At 43.5% G+C, this 21,311-nt stretch carries 15 protein-coding genes and 2 pseudogenes; 7 read left to right on the top strand and 10 right to left on the bottom strand.

Going from position 1 to position 21,311, the window contains the following annotated elements; genetic code table 11:
* The first annotated feature begins 194 nt into the window (after positions 1 to 194).
* Positions 195 to 800, top strand: a complete 606-nt coding sequence (locus F6K53_RS04840) for an exosortase, PEP-CTERM interaction domain protein (protein WP_293069965.1) — start codon at positions 195 to 197, stop codon at positions 798 to 800.
* 194 nt (positions 801 to 994) lie between these two features.
* Here F6K53_RS04840 and F6K53_RS04845 read toward each other — a convergent pair whose 3' ends face one another.
* Positions 995 to 1,255 carry a hypothetical protein gene (locus F6K53_RS04845; protein WP_293026041.1) on the bottom strand — a complete coding sequence of 87 codons (261 nt, stop codon included), beginning with the start codon at positions 1,253 to 1,255 and terminating at the stop codon, positions 995 to 997.
* A 254-nt stretch (positions 1,256 to 1,509) separates the two neighbouring features.
* On the opposite strand from F6K53_RS04845, the gene F6K53_RS04850 reads away from it, so the two are divergent.
* The gene (locus F6K53_RS04850; RefSeq protein WP_293026043.1) at positions 1,510 to 1,758 is read left to right on the top strand and encodes a hypothetical protein; all 249 of its coding nucleotides are present in this window, start codon (positions 1,510 to 1,512) and stop codon (positions 1,756 to 1,758) included.
* Between the two features lie 128 nt (positions 1,759 to 1,886).
* Here F6K53_RS04850 and F6K53_RS04855 read toward each other — a convergent pair whose 3' ends face one another.
* From F6K53_RS04855 to menA, 7 genes are all read right to left on the bottom strand, one after another.
* Positions 1,887 to 2,795, bottom strand: a complete 909-nt coding sequence (locus F6K53_RS04855; RefSeq protein WP_293069962.1) for an Rpn family recombination-promoting nuclease/putative transposase — start codon at positions 2,793 to 2,795, stop codon at positions 1,887 to 1,889.
* A gap of 268 nt (positions 2,796 to 3,063) precedes the next feature.
* Positions 3,064 to 4,086, bottom strand: a complete 1,023-nt coding sequence (gene dusA, locus F6K53_RS04860; RefSeq protein WP_293069960.1) for a tRNA dihydrouridine(20/20a) synthase DusA — start codon at positions 4,084 to 4,086, stop codon at positions 3,064 to 3,066.
* A gap of 151 nt (positions 4,087 to 4,237) precedes the next feature.
* On the bottom strand, positions 4,238 to 5,725 hold the full coding sequence (locus F6K53_RS04865; protein WP_293026053.1) for a 2-succinylbenzoate--CoA ligase: 1,488 nt from the start codon (positions 5,723 to 5,725) through the stop codon (positions 4,238 to 4,240).
* Positions 5,726 to 5,816: 91 nt separating this feature from the next.
* Positions 5,817 to 6,008 carry a hypothetical protein gene (locus tag F6K53_RS04870; RefSeq protein WP_293026055.1) on the bottom strand — a complete coding sequence of 64 codons (192 nt, stop codon included), beginning with the start codon at positions 6,006 to 6,008 and terminating at the stop codon, positions 5,817 to 5,819.
* 10 nt (positions 6,009 to 6,018) lie between these two features.
* Positions 6,019 to 6,945, bottom strand: a complete 927-nt coding sequence (locus tag F6K53_RS04875) for an o-succinylbenzoate synthase (RefSeq protein ID WP_293026057.1) — start codon at positions 6,943 to 6,945, stop codon at positions 6,019 to 6,021.
* A 202-nt stretch (positions 6,946 to 7,147) separates the two neighbouring features.
* On the bottom strand, positions 7,148 to 7,846 hold the full coding sequence (gene ubiE, locus F6K53_RS04880; protein WP_293026059.1) for a bifunctional demethylmenaquinone methyltransferase/2-methoxy-6-polyprenyl-1,4-benzoquinol methylase UbiE: 699 nt from the start codon (positions 7,844 to 7,846) through the stop codon (positions 7,148 to 7,150).
* 17 nt (positions 7,847 to 7,863) lie between these two features.
* Positions 7,864 to 8,775: a 2-carboxy-1,4-naphthoquinone phytyltransferase gene (gene menA, locus F6K53_RS04885; protein ID WP_293026061.1), complete on the bottom strand. Its 912-nt coding sequence runs from the start codon at positions 8,773 to 8,775 to the stop codon at positions 7,864 to 7,866.
* A gap of 429 nt (positions 8,776 to 9,204) precedes the next feature.
* Between menA and F6K53_RS04890 the strand changes: the two genes are divergently transcribed.
* The 4 genes and pseudogenes from F6K53_RS04890 to menD all read left to right on the top strand — a co-directional run.
* A complete protein-coding gene (locus F6K53_RS04890; protein ID WP_293080007.1) occupies positions 9,205 to 10,296 on the top strand; it encodes a methyltransferase dimerization domain-containing protein in 1,092 nt (363 codons plus the stop codon).
* A gap of 561 nt (positions 10,297 to 10,857) precedes the next feature.
* A complete protein-coding gene (locus F6K53_RS04895) occupies positions 10,858 to 12,306 on the top strand; it encodes an isochorismate synthase (protein WP_293069971.1) in 1,449 nt (482 codons plus the stop codon).
* Positions 12,307 to 12,563: 257 nt separating this feature from the next.
* Positions 12,564 to 13,349 carry a 2-succinyl-6-hydroxy-2,4-cyclohexadiene-1-carboxylate synthase gene (menH, locus tag F6K53_RS04900; protein WP_293069955.1) on the top strand — a complete coding sequence of 262 codons (786 nt, stop codon included), beginning with the start codon at positions 12,564 to 12,566 and terminating at the stop codon, positions 13,347 to 13,349.
* Positions 13,350 to 13,455: 106 nt separating this feature from the next.
* Positions 13,456 to 14,538, top strand: a pseudogene (gene menD / locus F6K53_RS45695) (2-succinyl-5-enolpyruvyl-6-hydroxy-3-cyclohexene-1-carboxylic-acid synthase); the annotation flags it as partial.
* Here the strand turns inward: menD and F6K53_RS45700 are convergent.
* A pseudogene (locus F6K53_RS45700) lies at positions 14,523 to 14,792 on the bottom strand (hypothetical protein); the annotation flags it as partial. The pseudogenes menD and F6K53_RS45700 overlap by 16 nt on opposite strands.
* Before the next feature lie 719 nt (positions 14,793 to 15,511).
* Positions 15,512 to 16,468, bottom strand: a complete 957-nt coding sequence (locus tag F6K53_RS04910) for a PleD family two-component system response regulator (protein WP_293069951.1) — start codon at positions 16,466 to 16,468, stop codon at positions 15,512 to 15,514.
* A gap of 382 nt (positions 16,469 to 16,850) precedes the next feature.
* Here F6K53_RS04910 and mfd point away from each other — a divergent pair, with 382 nt between their 5' ends.
* Positions 16,851 to 20,618, top strand: a complete 3,768-nt coding sequence (mfd, locus tag F6K53_RS04915; protein ID WP_293069949.1) for a transcription-repair coupling factor — start codon at positions 16,851 to 16,853, stop codon at positions 20,616 to 20,618.
* Positions 20,619 to 21,311 lie beyond the last annotated feature (693 nt).

Genomic DNA, 21,311 nt, shown 5'->3' on the forward strand with positions numbered 1-21,311 from the left:
GGAGCAGATAATTTGCGCTCGCTGTTGTGTTTTACTCAAGCAGTGCGACTTCATTCGTGGTCTGACCCATTTTCATTGGTGGCAGGCAGCCAAGGCTTAACGATAACTATTTAACCGGATTTGATATTAGTGCTGCGTCGATTACCCCCATCAACCTTGACGACCTGACTCTGGGAGCAACCATCACAGGACCAGTGGGTCCGACAGTCGATGCATCCCTGATCAATGGTGACGGCAACAGCCTGGGGGACTTGACCAGTAGCGTTTCTTGTCCTGTTGGTTTTCTAACTTGTGTGCCGCCCCAAAATCCAGCGGGAACCATCTACACTTATATACACAAAGTTACCCCTGGTGTAGACTTTCCTAACGATCCCCCCTTCCCTCAACCGGATGGTTTACTTCGGTTTGATGATGTCAATCAGTTCGGGTTGGAGTTCAAAGCTGAAGGCTTTACAGGAGTTGCGGGCTATAGCTTTGGGGAAGCAAAGCAGGCACTCGGTTCGAGTGGGGAGTTTTCCATAAAGCTTGATCAAGATGGCAGTCTAGTTTGGAGTGTTGTCGGTGGATCAGATTGGAGTACTAATTCCGACACTCCAGAAACCATCTCCTTCTTTTGGCAAACCACACAACCCCCCATTGGTCCATTTGGGAGGTTCACGGCTAAGAATGATACCCAATCCGGGACAGGTAATGCTCCACTGCCTCTGGCAGTGCCAGTGCCTGAACCGATGTCGTCTCAGGGTCTACTGGCTCTGGGCTTTCTGGGCTTAGGATTAGTGGTTCAGGACTTACGCGGTTAACTTGATTTCGCCCCCCTAGCCCCCCAATTTTGGGGGGAAATTGAGTTAAAGTCCCCCAGAATTGGGGGATTTAGGGGGCAAATGCGTAAGTCCTATGGTTAAGAGAAGGATCGGTTCTAGTCTGTTTTAAGGGAACTAGGGAGTAGGGAGTAGGGAGTAGGGAGTCGGGAGGGTGGGAAGTTGCTAGTGGTGGGTTAGGGATGGGTTTGCTTTTGAGCCTCTTCGCGCTTGCAACAGCCGGTCCCGTAACGCACCACCCATCCGAATAGTTTTTGACGTTGCGTCAGTCTTTGAATGAATAGGAGTAGAGTGGGCATCCTGCCCGCGCGAAAATAAGCATGAAACTGGCAAGATGCCAGTTCTACACAAGATGCCAGTTCTACGCAAGATGCCAGTTCCACGCCTGATGCCCATTCTACGGCAAGATGCCTATTCCACCTCACTCTTAAAATCATTCCATTATTAAGCAACGCCTAGTTTTTGGTGTTATGATCAAGCCATGGGATCCGGCCAAAAATTCCTATAGCAATTCTCTTTCCCATGAGGTACAAAGTGATCCCCCGTTGGTCCCCCTTAAAAAGGGGGACTTTGACCTTGATAAGCGTACCTCATAAATGCAATAAACGCTATATATATTCTTGCTAATTTTGGAGATAGAGAAATGCTTTGTATTCCTATCCAACATTAGCTTTTAAACCAGGAGAGAGCAATGCTTCAAAGTTATGAAGCTATTATCGAAAATGGTCAACTTCAATGGTTAACAGATGCACCAAAAGTATCCAAAGCTCGTGTAATTGTGACAATTCTTTCGGATAGTGAACCAAAAGTATTGCGCCGGACTCCCTCAGCTTCCATTGCCGGTAAAGGTAGAACTTTGGGAGATTTGGTCACTTCCCTCGTTGAGGAAGAGGATTGGGATGGAATTATCAATTGGAGATCAAAAGATTTTACTAAATAGCTTGTAGGGTGGGCAAAAACCGTTTAGTTCTTTTGATAATTCTAGATCCTATAATTTTCCCACCCTACTTAATAGGCAAAAACTTTTGACTTCTGACTTCTAACTTCTGACTTGCGCGTAGCGCTATATCATTGGTTATTCCGCAACCAATTCGACAAATCTACGGAGCTGGTAAAATCTGCCATAGCAACTCCTAAACCTTCTAATTGTTCTAGAGATAATTGTTGAATTCCTTCTAGAATTTCTGAGGGTATTGCACCAAGTTTACCTTCCAGTTGACGGGATATCAGTCCCTGCATTAATAATCTCCCTTCTTCCCGGCCTTGTTCGAGAGCTTGACGAATTTCACCTTTGCGGTCTTCCATAAATACTTCTCGTTTGTGTAATTCCTCCAAGTCTTTTCTACTCATATTCGCTTGATTAGCTATGGTTAGCGCCTGAGCAATTTCCGGGATTTCTGATAAGGTATCGGGAATTGCTTCTAAATTTGGGGCTTCCTTCATAAAATATATCCATTTCTCCGATGCCGTTTCTAAGTCTTCTAAAGACCGGGAAAATTTCGGCAGTTCCACAAAGACCATGCTTAGGTGTTGGTTTCGATAGATAAAATTATCTTGTTCTTCTTGAAATACAAAACGAGTTAGGTATCGGTCGGTTTCCTCAAACATGGTGAAGTCGGTAATCGTTAAAGCAATCACCGGCTTGAGTTTATAATATCCTTGCCCAGATTTTAATTGATTGGCATAGGTTTTGGCGAGATTATAGATTACTCGTTTATCAAAAGCTGGAACATTTAACACTTGCATTTCAATAATTACTGTCGAGCCGTCATTTAGAATCGCCTTGACATCCAGGTAGGTATCCTTTAACTCCGTAGTATAGCCAGCATTGTATGGGTCAATGATATCTAAATTATTTATCCTAGATTCTCCTTGATATATTAAAGCATTTAGAAAGCTAATTAGGACTTCTTTACTTTCAGAGGAACCAAAGATTTTCTTAAAAGCAAAGTCGGTTTTGGGGCTGATAAATCTCATGGTTATTTTGTTAGGGATGATGGGTGAGCGGGTTTTGAACCATAAAATCTGGATTAGACCAGTATTTTGTCCCTAAATTGGCCAATACCACTATTATAGTTGTGATTATTATATCGCAAAATAGTACAAATATACTTAATAATATAAAACGTGAGATATGGCAATAAAAAACCGTAAGCATTAGCTGATGGCTGTTCGCGCAGCGTGCGCGTAGCGCATATGCTTACCACAAAGCTGACCGCTGACCGCTGACCGCTGTATGCTTACTCTAAGGAATTTTAGCTAAAGCTTCGCGAACGACATCAGAACCAACACCAACCAAGCAGGAATTTTCAGTTAGATGACGTTTCCAAGCTCTACTACCTGGTTGCCCTGCAAATAATTGCAGCATATGTCTGGTAATTTTGTTAAGCTTAAAACCCTTGGCTACCCAGTGATCAATATAGGAAAACATAGCTTCGACAACCTGATGGCGAGTTGGGGGTATAACTGTCTCGCTATAGATATCACAATCAGCTTTGGCAAACAGATAGGGATTGTCGTAAGCTGCACGCCCAATCATGACCCCATCGACATACTCCCGTTGTTCTTGCACTTGTTCAAGACTAGTGAATCCACCATTAATTTCCACGAATAAGTCAGGTAACTCCTGCTTGAGACGATGGACGTCACTGTAACGTAAGGGTGGGACGTTGCGATTCTCTTTTGGACTCAAACCCTGTAGCCAAGCCTTGCGAGCATGTACAGTAAAATGCTGACAACCGGCATCTGAGACAATGCGAACAAAATTAGCCATGTCTTCATAGCGGTCAAGGTGATCAATACCGATACGGTGCTTGACAGTAACGGGTATGTTCACTACTTTAACCATTGCCTCTACACAGCGTGCTACCTGTTCAGGCTGCGCCATCAAACAAGCTCCAAAATTGCCATTTTGCACTCGACTACTGGGACAACCAACGTTGAGATTAATCTGGTCATAGTCCATAGCTTCAGCAATTCGGGCGCATTCAGCTAAGTCACTGGGAGTGTCACCACCAACTTGTAAGACTAGGGGTTTCTCTTGTGGGGAAAAGCCTAGCAAGCGTTTGCGATCGCCATGAAGAATTGCTGCACTGGTGACCATTTCGGTGTAGAGTAATGTCCGTCGTGTAATCTGGCGCATGAAATAGCGATAGTGGCGGTCAGTGCGATCCATCATTGGCGCAATACTTAAGGGATAACCGCTACTAATAATTTTGGATTCAGTTGGAAGTGATTCGGGTGAAATAGCTGTACTCGGAGCAGTCATGGGTTGAGGCAGTTACTTAGGGAGCAGGGAGCAGGGAGCAGGGAGCAGGGAAGTCGGAAGTGGAAAAACAATCCTGTGTACCTGATAGTTATGCAAACCGCCGTATCCCCAGCCTAGCAATTTAGATTGACCTAATTGATTTCGTTGAGTTTCAATTACTTAAACAATCACGCGCGATAACTTTCACTTGCTGATAATTCAATTTTCCTTGACCATTGCGCGGTAAAGATTCTACCGCCACCCAATCCTTAGGACACTTGAATTTACTCAAATTCCCCTCTACCTTTTGTTGCACCATCGCAACAGAAACCTGATCGGAACTAGGCACAAAAACAGCGGTTACCACTTGACCCCAATAGTCATCGGGTAAGCCAATCACACAAACATCACTGACGAGCCCTGTGCCACGAATTACCTGTTCTACCTCAGCGGGAAACACATTTTCACCACCGGTAATAATTTTGTTACTGCGACGGCCAACAGTATATAAGTAACCCTGTTGATCGAAATAGCCTAAATCGTCCGATTGTAGCGTTTGGAGTCTGTTGGGAAATTTACTTACCTCAGACTCTAGGGCAAGATTTTTGCTAGGGCTATAGTAGCCATGGAATAAGGACTTTGCTTCAATAGTAATCACACCAGTTTGATTAGCCTTGAGAATTTCTCCATTACCATTGCGAATGGTCACCTTAGCATGGGGTAACACCTGACCACAACTATTGTTACCACTGTTACCACTGAGGAAATCCTCAGGTTTAAGGGTGACTACACCAGAAGCGGTTTCGGTCATGCCATAGGTAAGAGCTAAAGGAATATGATACTGTTTTGCTTGTGTTAATAGGGATTCCCAAGCCGGAGCACCGCCTAACAAGACTGTCCGAAAGCGGGATAACCAGTCAGCCGCATCTTGGTTGATGAGCTTGGCTAGTTGAGTCGGTACCAGAGAGATAAAAAATTCTTTGGGATCAATGTCTCGTCCTTCCCCAGCTTTCAAGGCTTTGAAGGGCAAAATTACCATACGTCCGCCTGTAGTAAGCGATCGCATAAACTGCATCAAACCACTGACATGATAAAGAGGCAAGACACAAAAGGAATTCACTGGCTTGTTCCCAAAATACTGATGAAACCCTGCTACTGATGCCATTAAGGTTTCCCAAGTGTGAATCGCAAAGCGGATTTTGCCAGATGAGCCCCCTGTAGGAATCATAATGAGTGCTGAGGGCGGATTATTGATTATTGAATATTGATTATTGAGTGTTGAGTGTTTATTATTGAGTGTTGATGGCTCAATGATACTGGCTAATTCTCCGATAATTAGATCGGGATGGATTTGGTTAAGGACTTGTTGCCATTCTGGTTTTACCCAGTAGGGATTCCCTAAGAATACATGACAATTACTGGAAACAGCAGCTAGGAAAGCGGCGATAAATTTAAGAGGACTTTGCTCTACTAAAAGAATTTTCGGTGCTTTTTCCTGGGAAAGTTGGGAGAATTGCTGACAGTATTGCTCAATGAGTTGGTTAAGTTGCTGACTGTCATAGCCAATCAGCCATTGTTCACCAGAACGTTGTTGGACATAGCTTAGGGGCTGCTGGACGTATGAATCTTGCCGATATTTGCTCTTTAAAGCTTCAACCATCTAACCAAATAACCTTAACACCCAATAACTTTAAACATTCCAACCTTCAATCATCTAACCAAATAACCCAATAACCAAATAACCCAATAACCTAAAAACCCAATAACCTAAAAACCATCAAACCTTCAACCATCAAACCTTCAACCATCAAACCTTCAACCATCAAACCTTCAACCATCAAACCTTCAACCATCAAACCTTCAACCATCAAACCTTCAACCATCAAACCTTCAACCATCAAACCTTCAACATTCCAACCTTCAACATTCCAACTTTCAACCATCTCTTAAACCTTAATCAAACCAATGGTTGACACCAAAACCTACAGCGCGCTTGAAGTCAGAGAGTTCTGCGGCTAACTGGAGAACCGCTTGTTGACCAATGGTAGTTTCCAAGGCGGATGAAAAGACGGTATCAATTGGATAGGTTTGGTAAAACTGCCGTAGTCGTTTCCGAGAACCTGCGATCGCAGCTTTAATCACAAAAATGCCTCGCCATCCCCGCTGGTAACACTGTTCAAGTTGGTCAAGGGTTGCCACCGATTCATCTAATGCGATCGCAGTCGAATAGTTGTGGCTCATCTCCAACATCACATCGAACTGCTCTGGAGGTAGGGGCTGTTCGATAAACTCAACCGCTCCAATGGTGTCACATACCATCAGCCACTGCTCAGCTTCTTGTTTAGTCAATCCCCCATTGGCATCCAAACGCAATTGGCCAGAAGCAGGTATTGCTTCAACCAACTCCTTAACTATCTTGACTTCATCCTCAATCGGAGCAATACCAATTTTCCATTTAAAGCTTCGGTATCCCTGATTCCAGGGAGCTTCCCAGGACTGTTTTGCTGCTTCATAACTCGGCAACAAGTAACTGTAGTGTTGTTTGCTTTGTTCAAAGTCTTTTGTAGAAAGTCCTTTGCCCATCACTAGCTCCCAAGCCGATTCAAACCCAAATTGACAGCAAGGTAGTTCAGCAGGAATGGCGAAAATCTCCTCTGTAGTAATCTCCTGAGGTAATTGCTCGCAAAAATTAAAGGCTTGTTCCAGAGTTTCCGAACCAAACCAAGGGATAGGAGCAATTTCACCCCAGCCAATGTTCCCTATTTCATCACTAAGGCTAAGAATGATACCTTCTCTGACTGTCCATTGGCCATGACTGGTAGACAGGGGATGTTTAAAGGGACGCTGGTATGGGTGAAACTTGAACTTATAGTTGGTCATTTATTACGGCGGTTTGCAATTGGGTGAGGTACAAATTCCTGGGTTTTAGGGAACAGGGAACAGCTAACAGGGAACAGGTAAGAGGGAATAGGTAAAAAATCCTGTGTACCTAATAGTTATGAAAAACGCTGTAATTGCTAATTGCTATTGCGCTGCATCCCGATTCCCGATTCCCTATTCCCTATTCCCTATTCCCTATTCCCTATTCAACACTTCTAGGTTTAGTTAATACCAATACTCCTAAGGTTCCGCCAACAATCGGGTAGTGAGTTGCACGAAAACCTACTTGCCGTGCTAAAGATTCTTGCTCCGGACCACGGGGGAATCGCTGTACACTAGGCCAGATATAGGCATACTCTTCCTCAAGTCCTTGCTGACTGGCTAGGGGAACAACAATAGTTTCCATATACCACTGTTGAAACTGTCGAAACAGAGCCTGAGACGGTAAGTGAAAGTCAAGAATTGCTGCTTTAGCCCCTGGTTTAAGAATACGGTAAATTTCCTTTAGGCTCTTGGGGATATCTACGACATTACGTAATCCATATCCCATAGTTGCTCCGTCAAAGGTATTGTCAGCAAATGGTAAATCTAAAACATCCGCCTCTACCCAGTCAATCTGTGGTTCAGAGGATTTTTGTTTTGCGATCGCTAACATCTGGGGAGCAAAATCGACTCCATACACCTTTCCTTGAGTGCCTACTTTCTCCGCTAATAGTCGAGTCAGGTCTCCACTGCCACAACACAGGTCAACACAGGTATCTCCTGGCTTAGGTTCAGCCCATTTAACCGTCATCAGCTTCCAAATTCGATGCTGACCCCAACTGATCCAGTCATTTAGCTGGTCATAGTTAGAAGAGATATTATCAAAAATTCCCTGAATCGCCTGGGATTGGTCTGACATGATTCGTTCAATTAAGGTTAATTAAGGTTAATTAAGAAACCGACACCCAACAAGAGTCCACTCCAAAAATGTAGCGCTACGGCAATAAACTTACAATTACTCACCTTTTCCGGTTGGTTGTAATTAGCGTTAACATGGCGGCAAAGCTTGATAGCAAAAGGCAATCCTACCAAACTGAGTAATGTCGATATGGGGAATAGCCCCATGATCACAAACCCAGCAGTAGCAGCAAATAGGCTACCACAAATCCAGGGCAACAGTTTAGCACCCCTTTTGGTGCCAAGGCGAACAATAGGCGATCGCTTCCCAGCTGCTATATCATCCTTTACTTGGTGAAAATGGGAGCAAAATAGAATTAACGTAGTCGCCAGACCCACAATTATCGATGCCGCCAGGTTAGTGACAGACCAACTCTGGGTTTGACTGTAGTAGGCAGCTGACATACCTAACGGACCAAAGCTCAAAAAGACCAGAATCTCTCCTAGACCTTGGTAGCCCAGGCGAAAGGGAGGTCCTTGGTACATATAGCCAAGGCTGCAGCATAGGAGTACTAACGCCATCACTGTTAAGTCTTGCTGCCACCAGCAGATCAGTAGCATACCAAGGATACCCAGTCCTAAACACAGGTTCCCTAGCCAAAAAATCAAGGATTTGTTTCCCGTCAGGTTGACTATCGAGTGAGGTTTGTTTGTATCAATCCCAGTCTCAGAGTCAAACACATCGTTACTCAGATTCTCCCAAGCCAGAATCAGAATCGAAGCACTGACAAAGGTCAAAAATATCGTCCAATTGAAGTGATTGGTCTCAAACCATGCCACAGCAGCTGCCACCCAAACATACATAATTGCCACGCTATACATGGGGGGCTTGATTGCTGCTAGCCACAATTTCCGTTTGGAGTTAGGAGCTTTAATTGTGTTTGTTGTCATAATAGTCACGGAATATGAATGCAAGTCGTGCTAGGCTCACCGTCAAACCATCAACCAATACTGCTGGGACTCTTCAAGCCTTGGGTAAATGGTCTTCAACGGTGTTAAGGGGCAGCAATAGCAGAATACCATTAATCCCAATCAAGGTCGTGAATTGATAATACGTCAATTTATGTAAATTTTATTGACAAAATCTTAACTAAAGTGATAAAAAAACTACTATTACTATAGGACTTACGCAAAACTGAACCCCAAACTCTATAAGTAGTAGGGTGCGTTAATAACGCACCCTGTAAGTCTTGTAATCAATCCTAAAAAGTATGACTAAAAAGTATGACCAGTAATGTAAGAGTGCTAGAAAGGGATACTCTAGAGATCAAGTCGAAACAGCCAAGATTTGGACTGCCATCTAAATTGGTAGGCTTAGCCTTGGCAATCAAAAAGTATTTCCCAGAAACTATCAATACCTTAAGCAAAGTTATTGGTAATCGAATCAGACTCTTAGAAAGAGCAGAAATGCTGGCAGATGCCACCAGTTTCCAACGCACTGCAATTATTATGTCAGCTGTGAAACTTGGTGTTTTTGATTATCTGCACAAGCATCCCGGAGTTTCTGCTAATTTAGTAGCCAGGGATTTGAATCTTAATTTGATCTCAACTGAGCGATTGCTGAGGGTTTTGGAGAGTCTTGGTTATCTCAAAATTAGCCAAACTAATCATAATCAAGGTTTTGGCTATGTTAATACCCAAATGACTAAGAATTACTTAGTTAGAGAAAGTCCAAGTTATTTGGGAGATTATTACAATCTAGTCTCTCAGACATGGTCATCCTGGTTATCATTAAACTTAACTATCCAAACCGGCAGCTCAAATCAGCAGATGGATTTGTTTAATGGTAATGATGAAACCCTTTATGAGTACTATGCATTTGCTAACGAATATCTGAAAGAACCCTCCCGAGAATTGTTCACTAAAATTCCTCTTGATCAGGTTAAGAGAATTATTACTGGCGAAGTGGGTATTACCTTTATAGGCAAGCTACTGGAACGCAAGCCTGATGTAGACTTTGTGCTGGCAGGCTTGGAAAATCAAATTGATTTTTTAGATCGACTTTTAAGCAAGTATCCTTTACCTAAATCTCCGGAAGAGATTATTATATCTGCCGAAGGAAACGCTTTGTATGACCAGTGGGGTGCTAAAGAAGAATATGATATTGTCTTCTTATTTAGAAAATTGTCGTACAGCGATTATGGTAGCCAGTTTATCAAAAAATCTTTTCAGGTTTTAAGACCAAAGGGTATGGTGATTATCCTAGAACCTAGCACTGACAGTTTGGTTCCTTCACCATCATTTTTGCCAGAATTAGAAATAATGGATTTATTGATTGGCGGAGTTAAAGCTCCCTCTCTTTACTCTACCGATAAAATTGTTAACCTCTTAAGAGAAGTAGGCTTCATCAAAACTGAAGTGGTGTCTACCCAAAAGGGCAGCTTTTTATTTGTAGTAGGTTGGAAAAATTAATCAGGGATTGTCTATACTAATATCCCCTTGATTTCCGTCTTGACTAGTGAGCAAATAAATGATTTTTCATCCAAACCAAAATTTTTACTACCAAAACTAGGGCTCATCATTTCTTGATGGTGAGCAATTATAGAATTCTAGGGTAAGCGCAAGAAAAATTAAACCAAAATGTGATAGCGATGCAGCGCCGCCAAAGGGGGTTCCCCCCATGAGCGACTGCATCAAGAATAGAGCAAGGATTATGACCATAGTAAGCCTTGATTATCATGATTATGGCAATTTTTTTCAATAGTTGCGATAAAACCGCCTATTTATTGATTTTTGCCCTTACCCTGCTTTTCTTAATTGCCAAACATGCTTATAATTGATCATTAGTAACTATAAATTCTGTGAATTAAATGTGAATTAAATAAGTTATGTAAATACAAATTAAGAAATATGTAGTAAAGAGCGTTCGCGCAGCGTGGCCATTCGCGTAGCGTGGCAAAAAGGCCAAGGCCAATCGCGTTTGTGTTGTCGTTCATTGAGGTAAACACTCCTGTAATTCAAGAAACCCTATATATGTCAGTCATTCCCTGCCCTGCTAAGCTGTTTCATGAGCCTAAAGAGTTACATCAGTTTCTACTAGCTTGCCAGAAAAAATCTCAAAAACAAGGTATTGCAAAAATTGCCAGTATTTCTCAAGAAATTCCCCCCCTCGACCCACTGGCGGTTTTTCAGGCAATTCGGGATAGAGCCGCCCCTTTTGCCGCCACGCCCGAGCCCCTACACTTCTATTTTGAAAATAGAAGTAATCAAGAATCAATTGTTGCTATTGATGCGGCTGTCTCCCTTAAGTTAGCTGGTGAGCAACGGTTCTATAAAGCGCAAAGATTTATCGACTCATGTCTAGCTAACACCATAATTAGTGGTAAAATAGAGCAGCGATTTGCTGGACCTCATTTCTTCTGTAGCTTTACGTTTTTTGGTGATCAGCTTAATAGTAACAACCCTTTCCCATCTGCCACTATTTTTCTACCTCGCTGGCAAATTTCACTTTGTCAAAGCCGATGTGTAGTAGTGGCTAATCTTGAAATCAATTCTCAAGTTAATCTGGATTGGCTGGTCGAAAGCCTAGGTCGGCAGTTCAATCTAATCACCTCTTCTGGTCGTCTGCTCTACTGTTTTACTGGTAAGGCTAACCATCATCAATTTCTCAAGCAAGATTCAAAAAAAGCCAAAGACTTCAAATTATCGGTTTCATCAGCCTTAAAATCTATCCAAGCCAATCAATTTAGCAAAATTGTCCTTTCCCAAGCCGTGGATGTCGTCTCACCAATACCCTTTAATCTGGTGGATTCTCTGGACAATTTGCGCCATAATTATCCAGATTGCTATATTTTTTCCATCAGTAACGGCAAAGGCAAAAACTTTATTGGCGCTAGTCCTGAACGTCTGATTAGTATTTACGACCATCAGTTAGTGACAGATGCTTTAGCAGGGTCTGCTCCACGAGGTAAAACCCCAGCCGAAGATGCGGATTTGGCGAACCAATTACTTAGTAGTGGAAAAGAGAGACGTGAACATAACGCAGTGAGTGAATTTATTATCCAACGTCTTTGTCAACTGGGTTTGGAACTGGATTTTTCGCCATCTCCCCAACTGCTGAAACTCTCGAATATTCAGCATTTATGGACTCCGATTAAAGCAGCATTACCAGCTGATGTCAATCCCCTAGATATTATAGCGAAACTGCATCCTACTCCAGCAGTGGCTGGTGTTCCTACCAAAATTGCTTGTGAGCAAATCCGACACTACGAAACCTTTGACCGTTCTCTGTATGCTGCTCCCCTCGGATGGATAGATTATCAAGGTAATAGTGAATTTATCGTTGGGATTCGGTCTGCTTTGATAGCAGGTAATCACGCTCGACTCTACGCTGGTGCTGGAATTGTTGCTGGCTCTGATCCCAATAAAGAACTCGCAGAAATTAACCTGAAGCTAATGGTGCTTCTTAAAGCCTTAGTTTAACCCTGTGTTCATTGGTGGTTGCTGTTTAATCAGTTAAAATAATTTGGTTATAATGAATTATAACAATAATATAGCGTTGATCGTACTATATAGCGTTGGTCGTACTTATGAGGTACAGTCAATTTTATTCTCCCTACTCCCTACTCCCTACTCCCTACTCCCTATTCCCTATTCCCTATTCCCTATTCCCTATTCCCTGTTCCCTGCTCCCTAAAACCTAGAAATAAAGTACCTCACCGAATTAATAACTGCTATAAATGCGATATCAATTTCACTATGAGTTAAGAGGAAACCGAGAGCAACCACGGATTCTTTTTTGCCATGGATTCATGGGTAGCAGCCAGGAATTTGATGAAGCAATATCATTACTTTGTGAGGAATTTTGTTGTCTAGCTGTTGATTTACCTGGTCATGGTAAAACCAAAGTTTTAGGTGGGGATGAGTGCTACACCATGCCAAACACTGCTCACGCCTTAAAGAACTTACTAGAGCAGTTAAACTTTGAACCATGTTTTTTAGTTGGCTATTCTATGGGAGGTCGATTGGCTCTCTACATGACCCTTCATTTCCCCCAATGTTTTAGTAAAGTACTACTCGAATCAGCATCTCCAGGGCTAAAGACTGAAGAAGAACAATTAAAGCGTCGTCAACGAGATTGGCAAATTGCCGAAAAATTGGAAACTGGAGATTTATTGACCTTCTTATCAAATTGGTACAATCAGCCTCTGTTCAGCTCCCTCAAGCAGCATCCTAACTTTGAACAAATTATCAAGATTCGACAACAAAATAACCCTCTGGAATTAGCTAAATCTCTGCGTCATATGAGTACAGGATGCCAACCATCTCTGTGGGAATCACTCCAACATAATCAAGTTCCTTTGCTTTTGCTAGTCGGAGACTATGATCATAAATTTAAATCAATTAACTCAGAAATAGTAACACTTTCTCCAGAAGCTAAGTTAAACGTCATTCCTGATTGTGGACATAACATCCATTTTGAGAACGTCAATGAATTTGTTAAAAATGTCAGAGATTTTTTTTAGGGAGTAGGGATTAGCGATTAGGAATTAGGGTAGTCAACCGTCAACTGTCAACAAAACCGAATCAACATTTAAAATATTCAAATAAAATGTTGATTAACCTAATTGAATGCCTATTGATTTTCGCAACACCAATAGCCTCTGGGCTTCCATCCTGGTAGAAACCCTACAGCGCTTGGGATTGACCACAGCAATCATCTGTCCAGGGTCACGCTCAACCCCTCTAACTGTTGCGTTTGCTCAACACCCACAGATCGAGGCAATTCCAGTTCTCGATGAACGTTCAGCCAGCTTTTTCGCCTTAGGCATTGCTCGACAATCGGGAAAACCAGTTGTACTGGTTTGTACCTCTGGCACAGCTGGGGCTAATTTCTATTCCGCTGTGATTGAAGCCAGAGAAAGCCGAGTACCACTATTGGTATTGACTGCTGACCGTCCCCCAGAACTGCAAGATTGTCATTCCGGACAAACCATTGACCAAATCAAATTATACGGCAACTATCCCAACTGGCAAAGTACCCTAGCGGTCCCTCAAGCTGATATCAGTATGCTCCGTTATCTACGGCAAACCGTAGTTCATGCTTGGGAGCGAGCCTCCTTTGGCAGCACTCCACTAACACATTTTCCTACCCCTGGTCCAGTACACTTAAATCTACCTTTCCGTGACCCCCTCCCACCTATTCCCGACACAACCACTAACCCATTAAAATCCCAATTACAACCAGAAGAATTCTTCGCTCACTGTCAAGAGCAAGCTGTAACTGACAACCTGCAACCTACAACTGACAATCTGCAACCTGCAATCGCTAAAGTCATACAGCAGTGGCAAGAATCCGAGCAAGGAATAATTATCGCTGGTCCAGCTCAACCCCACAATCCCAAAGACTATTGTAATGCGATCGCATCCTTGTCCAAAACCTTAAGATGGCCTGTATTAGCAGAAGGGCTCTCACCGGTAAGAAACTATTGCGACCTCAACCGAGATCTAATTTCCACCTATGACTTGATCCTGCGTAATCCACGATTAGCGCAACAGCTAAAACCCACAATGGTTATTCACATCGGTGAACTACCGATTAGCAAAGAACTGCGTGCTTGGTTGGATAAATGTCAACCGCGACGTTGGGTGATTGACCCTAGCCACCACAACCTCGACCCCCTCCATGGCAAAACAACTCATCTGCGCATGAGTGTAGAACAACTGGGGATATGGGTAAAGGAGTTGAAGGTTGACAGGTTGAAGGTTGACGGTTCACCACTGTTGAAGGTTGAAAGGTTGAAGGTTGAAAGGTTGAAGGTTGACAGGTTGAAGGTTGTTCGCGTTCGCGCAGCGTCGCCTACGGCGAAAGCGTGGCCTTTTGGCCAAGGTTCACCACCGTTGAAGGTTGACGGTTCTAACCTGCAACCTGATAACCTGCAACCAGATAACCTGCAACCAGATAACCTGCAACCAGATAACCTGCAACCAGATAACCTGCAACCAGATAACCTGCAACCTGCAACCCAACCTTACCTACAAAAGTGGTGTGAGGCTGAAGCGAAGGTCAGGGCAAAGGTTGATCAAACAATGACTAAAATGAGTCAGTTGTTTGAAGGCAAAGCTGCTTGGTTACTGTCCCAATGTCTACCACCGGAAACACCTCTATTTATTGCTAACAGCATGCCAGTCAGAGATGTGGAGTTCTTTTGGAAACCTGGTAACACCAGGATTCGACCTTGGTTTAATCGGGGCGCTAATGGGATTGATGGTACCTTATCAACAGCTTTAGGTATTGCTCATCGTAATCAAAGCAGTGTGATGCTAACGGGTGACTTAGCATTTTTGCATGACACCAATGGTTTCCTAATTAAAAACAAGTTTGTTGGTCATTTAACCATTATCTTAATTAATAACAATGGTGGTGGCATTTTCGAGATGTTGCCCATTGCCAAATTTGACCCACCCTTTGAAGAATTCTTTGCCACACCCCAAGATGTCAATTTTTCACAGTTGTGTCTGACTTATGGAGTAGAGCACCAGCTGATTCAATCATGGCAGCAGCTGAAGCAACGTTTAAAACCACTTCCTAGCCAAGGCATTAGAGTGTTAGAATTGCCCACTGACCGTAGAAAAGATGCTAGTTGGCGTCAAGATTATTTTCATTATAATTACTACTGATTTGTTTTTAATAACTAACATGAACCATGCGATTTCTTCCGGAAACTTTTGCATGATATAGCGCTTTATCAGCCTCGGATAATAAATTATATGGGGAGGATTTTCCTGTGGTAATAGTACTGGCACACCCTAGGCTGACGGTAACAATGTCACTCACCAGAGAACCAGAATGAGGGATCGCCTTTTTGTAGAGTTTAGTTTCAATGGTTTCTGCTACCTGAATAGCGCCTTGTATATCAGTACTCGGCAACATTACCACAAATTCCTCACCCCCATAGCGAGCCACCATATCCGCTGGACGCTTTGCTGCTTGATCAAGGATTTGAGCAACTTGTTTAAGACACTCATCTCCTGATTGGTGTCCATAAGTGTCATTGTAAAGCTTAAAAAAATCAATGTCACACAAAACTAAAGATAATGGCTTTTCTTCCCGTGCCAGTCGAGACCATTCGTTGTTCAAATATTCGTCAAAGGCTCGGCGGTTGGCAACTTGGGTTAAGCCATCGATAGTAGCCAGGCGTTCCAACTCTTTATTGGCGATTTTTAACTGTTTCATTGTCCAACTTGATTCAATCAAACGATGTACTCTTCGTCGCAAAACTGCCCAGTTAATTGGCTTAGTTATATAATCGGTTGCACCGGCTTCAAACGCTCGTTCTACAGATTCCTCATCATGGAGGGCTGTAATCATTAGTATAGGAGGACATTCGGAACCAAAGTTATCCTTCAATTTAGCACAGCAGGTAAACCCATCAATTATGGGCATTCTGGCATCTAAAAGCACAATGTCTGGCAATTGCTGCTCACAGATATTCAGACATTGCTCACCGTTGCTAGCTTCAATGACTTTATATCCTTCCTTTGTCAAGCTACGACGTAGCACCAAGCGCATGATCTTCTCATCATCAACCACGAGAACCTGAGGAGTTTTATTCTTAAAGTTATTCAAGTCAGTATTATCCATTATTGCTGCTTGAGTCAGTCATGTATTTCTGAACGGTAGCTCTTTGTTATTTTGTCTAGAAATTAAGGGGAATTTTGCTCGGCAATATCTGTTTAATCTAACCTAGGAAAATTAAATCTTCTAAAGATTAGTCTTCCGATCAAGTCGTCACCCCTGAAATTGTTATAGCCGAATCCTTGACCTAAACAGGATTTTGGCTTATTCAAGATCAATTAATGTAAACCGACCGACTGGGAAACACTCCTGCATCCAGTGGTAAGGCCACTAATGAGATAAGTTAACCTATTCAACAACAGTCAATTTTTCCCAGGCAGTGCTATTCCTAGTAAAATGAGAGAAACAGCTATCCTGGAAGCCCTATTGTCAAGTACCCACTGAACTAATGGCACTTTCCTCGATCATTCGGACACTAGAGCACTCCCCTCTCACCAGTGAACTACTCACGAAACTAAATCGCCAACAGTATCTATCTCTGAATGGTATTCCCCGTTTGCCAAAGGGATTAGTAGCATCAGCCCTGGCCAAGGCAGACCAACGCCTCCTATTCGTAGTCTGTAGCACCCTAGAAGAAGCAAGTCGCTGGGCAACCCAACTGGAAGCCATGGGTTGGGATACAGTCCACTTATACCCCACCTCAGAAGCATCACCCTATGAACCCTTTGACCCAGAGTCGGAAATGACCTGGGGACAAATGCAAGTATTGGCAGATTTGGTCGAAAGCCTGAAGGTTGACAGGTTGCCAGTTGAAAGTTCTGACTTACAACCTTCGTTGGTTCAACCTTCAACTGATCGGATGGCGATTGTTGCCACTCAAGCAGCACTCCAACCCCACTTGCCCCCTGTCGATGCCTTTAAGCCCTACTGCCTTACCCTTAACCAGGGCATGACTTGGGATGGGAAAAACCTTGATAAAAAGTTAGCACAGCTGGGTTATGAACGGGTTCCCCTAGTGGAAACAGAAGGTCAGTGGAGTCGGCGCGGTGATATTGTAGATGTTTTCCCCGTAGCTTTAGAATTGCCAGTGCGGCTGGAATGGTTCGGGGATGAGTTAGAGCAGTTGCGGGAGTTTGACCCCGCAACCCAGCGTTCCCTGGATAAAATTGACGGCATCGTGCTGACCCCCACGGATTTTGGTCACATTATTAGCCAAGTGCTGAGAACCTCAAAGGCTGAACTAATCCAATCTTATCTCTCACCTCAGGAGCAAGAATCTTTCGAGGGAGGTCAGTCTTTAGAGGGTAGCCGCCGTTTCTTGGGTATTGCCTTTGACCAGCCAGCCTCTCTACTGGATTACCTGCCAGAAAATACTTTAATTGTCATTGATGAACCAGAACAGTGTGCTGCCCATTGCGATCGCTGGGTGGAACATGCCCAAGAACAATTAGAGGAACTGAATCATTCCCTGCCCTGTCTCCATCGTTATTTTGATCATGCTCTAGAGTTAAAGGTTAACCAGTTCCAGGTTGTTCGCGAACAACCTAATAACCTTCAACCTACTAACCTTCAACCTAATAACCTTCAACCTACTAACCTTCAACCTACTAACCTTCAACCTACTAACCTTCAACCTACTAACCTTCAACCTAATAACCTTCAACCTACTAACCTTCAACCTACTAACCTTCCACCTACTAACCTTCCACCAATCCTGTATTTATCAGAATTGGTGGAAGAAACTAGCCAAAATGCCGTTAATCTGGCTAGCCGCTCTGTACCAGTAACACCCCACCAGTTTGCCAAACTAGCGGAAGTACTGCGAGAGCAAAGCGATCGCCGTTTCTCGATTTGGCTGGTTTCTGCCCAACCTAGTCGTTCCGTTGCCCTGCTCCAAGAACATGATTGTCCTGCCCAGTTTGTCCCCAACCCTCGGGATTACCCAGCTATTGACAAATTAAATCTCCAGAGGACAGCGGTAGCAGTCAAGTATTCGGGCTTAGCAGAACTAGAGGGATTTATCCTCCCTACTTACCGGATCGTGGTGGTAACAGACCGGGAGTTCTTTGGGCAGCATACCTTGGCAACTCCCAGTTATATCCGTAAGCGCCGCCGTGCTGCCTCCCAACAGGTTGACCCCAATAAGCTACGTCCAGGGGATTATGTGGTTCACAAGAATCATGGGATCGGTCAGTTCCTCAAGCTGGAAAAATTAAGCATAAATAATGAAACTCGCGAGTATTTGGTGATCAAGTACGCTGATGGTTTGCTCCGGGTGGCAGCGGATCAGTTGGGGGTACTATCTCGGTTTCGACATACAGGTACCGGTTTGCCTCAACTCCACAAGATGTCCGGTAAAACCTGGGAGAAAACCAAAAATCGTGTCCGTAAAAGTATTAAGAAAGTAGCGGTGGATTTGCTGAAGCTCTATGCCCAGCGAGCACAGCAGTCCGGTTATTGCTTTCCACCGGATTCCCCTTGGCAGCAGGAATTAGAAGATTCTTTCCCCTACCAACCTACTCCTGACCAACTCAAGGCGATACAGGATGTGAAACGGGATTTAGAAAGCGATCGCCCTATGGATCGGTTAGTTTGTGGGGATGTGGGGTTTGGTAAAACAGAAGTGGCAATTCGGGCTATTTTTAAAGCTGTCACCTCTGACAAGCAAGTAGCTTTCCTTGCCCCGACCACAATCCTTACTCAGCAGCATTATCATACCATCAAAGAACGGTTTTCTCCCTACCCCATCAATGTCGGTCTACTCAACCGCTTTCGTACCCCTCAGGAAAGGCGTGATATTCTCCAACGCCTGAAAACTGGGGAGTTAGATGTGGTGGTAGGTACCCATCAGTTGCTGGGGAAGAGTGTAACGTTTCGAGAATTAGGGCTGTTGGTGATAGATGAAGAACAACGGTTTGGTGTCAACCAGAAGGAAAAAATTAAATCTTTCAAAACTCAAGTAGATGTATTGACCCTTAGCGCTACTCCCATTCCCCGTACCCTCTATATGTCCTTATCGGGGGTACGAGAAATGAGTTTGATTACTACACCACCCCCCTTACGGCGTCCCATTAAAACCCACTTATCTCCCTATAAACCAGAAGCTGTCCGCACCGCCATTCGTATGGAACTTGACCGAGGTGGTCAGGTATTCTATGTCGTACCTCGGGTTGAAGGGATTGAAGAAGTTGCTGCGGAACTCAGGGAAATGATCCTTGAGGCCAGAATCGCCATTGCTCACGGTCAGCTCGACCCAGCCGAATTAGAGTCAATTATGCTCACCTTTAGCAACGGTGAGGCAGATATCCTAGTGTGTACTACGATTATTGAATCTGGGCTCGATATTCCTAGAGTCAACACCATTTTGATCGAAGATGCTCACAAATTTGGTCTTGCCCAACTGTACCAATTGCGAGGAAGAGTAGGTCGGGCGGGGATTCAAGCCCACGCTTGGTTACTTTATCCGAACCAGAAGGTACTCTCAGAAGCAGCCAAGAAACGTTTACGAGCAATTCAGGAGTTCACTCAACTCGGGTCAGGGTATCTGTTAGCAACCCGGGATATGGAAATTCGAGGGGTGGGGAATCTCCTAGGTGTAGAACAATCCGGTCAAATGGAAGCCATTGGCTTTGACCTCTACATGGAAATGCTGCAAGAAGCGATCAAGGAAATTCAAGGGCAAGAAATTCCTCAAGTAGATGATACCCAGATTGACCTTCAGATCACAGCCTTTATTCCCGCTGACTATATTCCAGATTTAGACCAAAAAATTAGTGCTTATCGAGCAGTAGCTGCAGCAGCCTCCCAGAAGGAGTTAGCACAGATCGCAGCAGCTTGGAGCGATCGCTATGGTCCAATTCCCTCAGTGGCAGAGCAATTACTGCGGGTGATGGAACTAAAACAGTTAGGGAAGTCTTTGGGATTTGCCCGAATTCGACCTGAGGGTAAACAACACATTATCCTAGAAACCCCCATGGAGGAACCAGCCTGGAAGTTACTCCAAGAGAACCTGCCCCAACATTTGCGATCGCGTTTTGTCTATTCTCCTGGTAAAGTTACAGTTCGTGGTCTAGGTCTAGTCAAGACCAACAAACAGCTAGAGAGCCTGATTGAATGGTTAGGTAAGATGCAAGGGGCACTGCCAGAACCTACTGTGGTTGGGTTACCCGAATCCCCAATCCCTAATGCCTATAACAGTCAACAGTCAACCAATTAGTTTTAACAAAAGTTCATAGTTTGATTGGTCTTTCTTCTTTTAACCTTTACCAAACCTTTCCATTCTATTTTTATGCTTGAAATAAGGTAAGCTGTTAGCTTTTTAATAGTGAAAAAACCATTAAAAAGCTAGATTTATTATAGTTTTTATCTGAAAGCTTACCTAATAAGTTAAGTGGTAACAATTGAGCTCATGTCCGGTTGTTTTGGTAGTGTTCATCGTTGATTATCTTTTTGGTAATAGGTAATAGCTCGGGAGTAATCCCAATTACCAATTACCAATTACCAATTACCAATTACAAAAGCGTCAGCTGTCAGCCGTCAGCTGTCAGCCGTTGGCCTTAGGCCAATGGCTGATAGCTGAATGCTTACACAAAAGCTTTACAATACCTAGACTCCCGGACATGCTATGAATTCTAACTATATAAATTTTTATAAATTACCGCCAATATGGCAATACAGCTCAATAGTAATCGTGTTTGATTACTTGATGTCTACCTACTTAACTAGAACTCTGTAAAACTGAGATCTTGCACCATTTTCATTAATCGTAGGGTGGGCAGTGCCTACCAACGAGCTTTGCAAGCTTCATTATCTGTCTAGTGCACTGCCCACCCTACATGAACTACATGAACTTAACTAGAACTCTGTAAAAGCTATTCCACCGGAATACCTTAGCTGAGGACTTTATTGA

Source organism: Moorena sp. SIO4A1, assembly GCF_010672065.1.
Classification (GTDB): Bacteria; Cyanobacteriota; Cyanobacteriia; order Cyanobacteriales; family Coleofasciculaceae; genus Moorena.

Bases quoted from the DNA above. Each gene is read 5' to 3' on its own strand.
- menA (WP_293026061.1), bottom strand. From the start codon at position 8,775: ATGACAACAAACACAATTAAAGCTCCTAACTCCAAACGGAAATTGTGG.
- dusA (WP_293069960.1), bottom strand. From the start codon at position 4,086: ATGACTGCTCCGAGTACAGCTATTTCACCCGAATCACTTCCAACTGAA.
- ubiE (WP_293026059.1), bottom strand. From the start codon at position 7,846: ATGTCAGACCAATCCCAGGCGATTCAGGGAATTTTTGATAATATCTCT.
- mfd (WP_293069949.1), top strand. From the start codon at position 16,851: ATGGCACTTTCCTCGATCATTCGGACACTAGAGCACTCCCCTCTCACC.
- F6K53_RS04895 (WP_293069971.1), top strand. From the start codon at position 10,858: ATGTCAGTCATTCCCTGCCCTGCTAAGCTGTTTCATGAGCCTAAAGAG.
- F6K53_RS04855 (WP_293069962.1), bottom strand. From the start codon at position 2,795: ATGAGATTTATCAGCCCCAAAACCGACTTTGCTTTTAAGAAAATCTTT.
- F6K53_RS04865 (WP_293026053.1), bottom strand. From the start codon at position 5,725: ATGGTTGAAGCTTTAAAGAGCAAATATCGGCAAGATTCATACGTCCAG.
- F6K53_RS04870 (WP_293026055.1), bottom strand. From the start codon at position 6,008: ATGGTTGAAAGTTGGAATGTTGAAGGTTGGAATGTTGAAGGTTTGATG.
- F6K53_RS04875 (WP_293026057.1), bottom strand. From the start codon at position 6,945: ATGACCAACTATAAGTTCAAGTTTCACCCATACCAGCGTCCCTTTAAA.
- menH (WP_293069955.1), top strand. From the start codon at position 12,564: ATGCGATATCAATTTCACTATGAGTTAAGAGGAAACCGAGAGCAACCA.
- F6K53_RS04850 (WP_293026043.1), top strand. From the start codon at position 1,510: ATGCTTCAAAGTTATGAAGCTATTATCGAAAATGGTCAACTTCAATGG.
- F6K53_RS04910 (WP_293069951.1), bottom strand. From the start codon at position 16,468: ATGGATAATACTGACTTGAATAACTTTAAGAATAAAACTCCTCAGGTT.
- F6K53_RS04845 (WP_293026041.1), bottom strand. From the start codon at position 1,255: ATGATTTTAAGAGTGAGGTGGAATAGGCATCTTGCCGTAGAATGGGCA.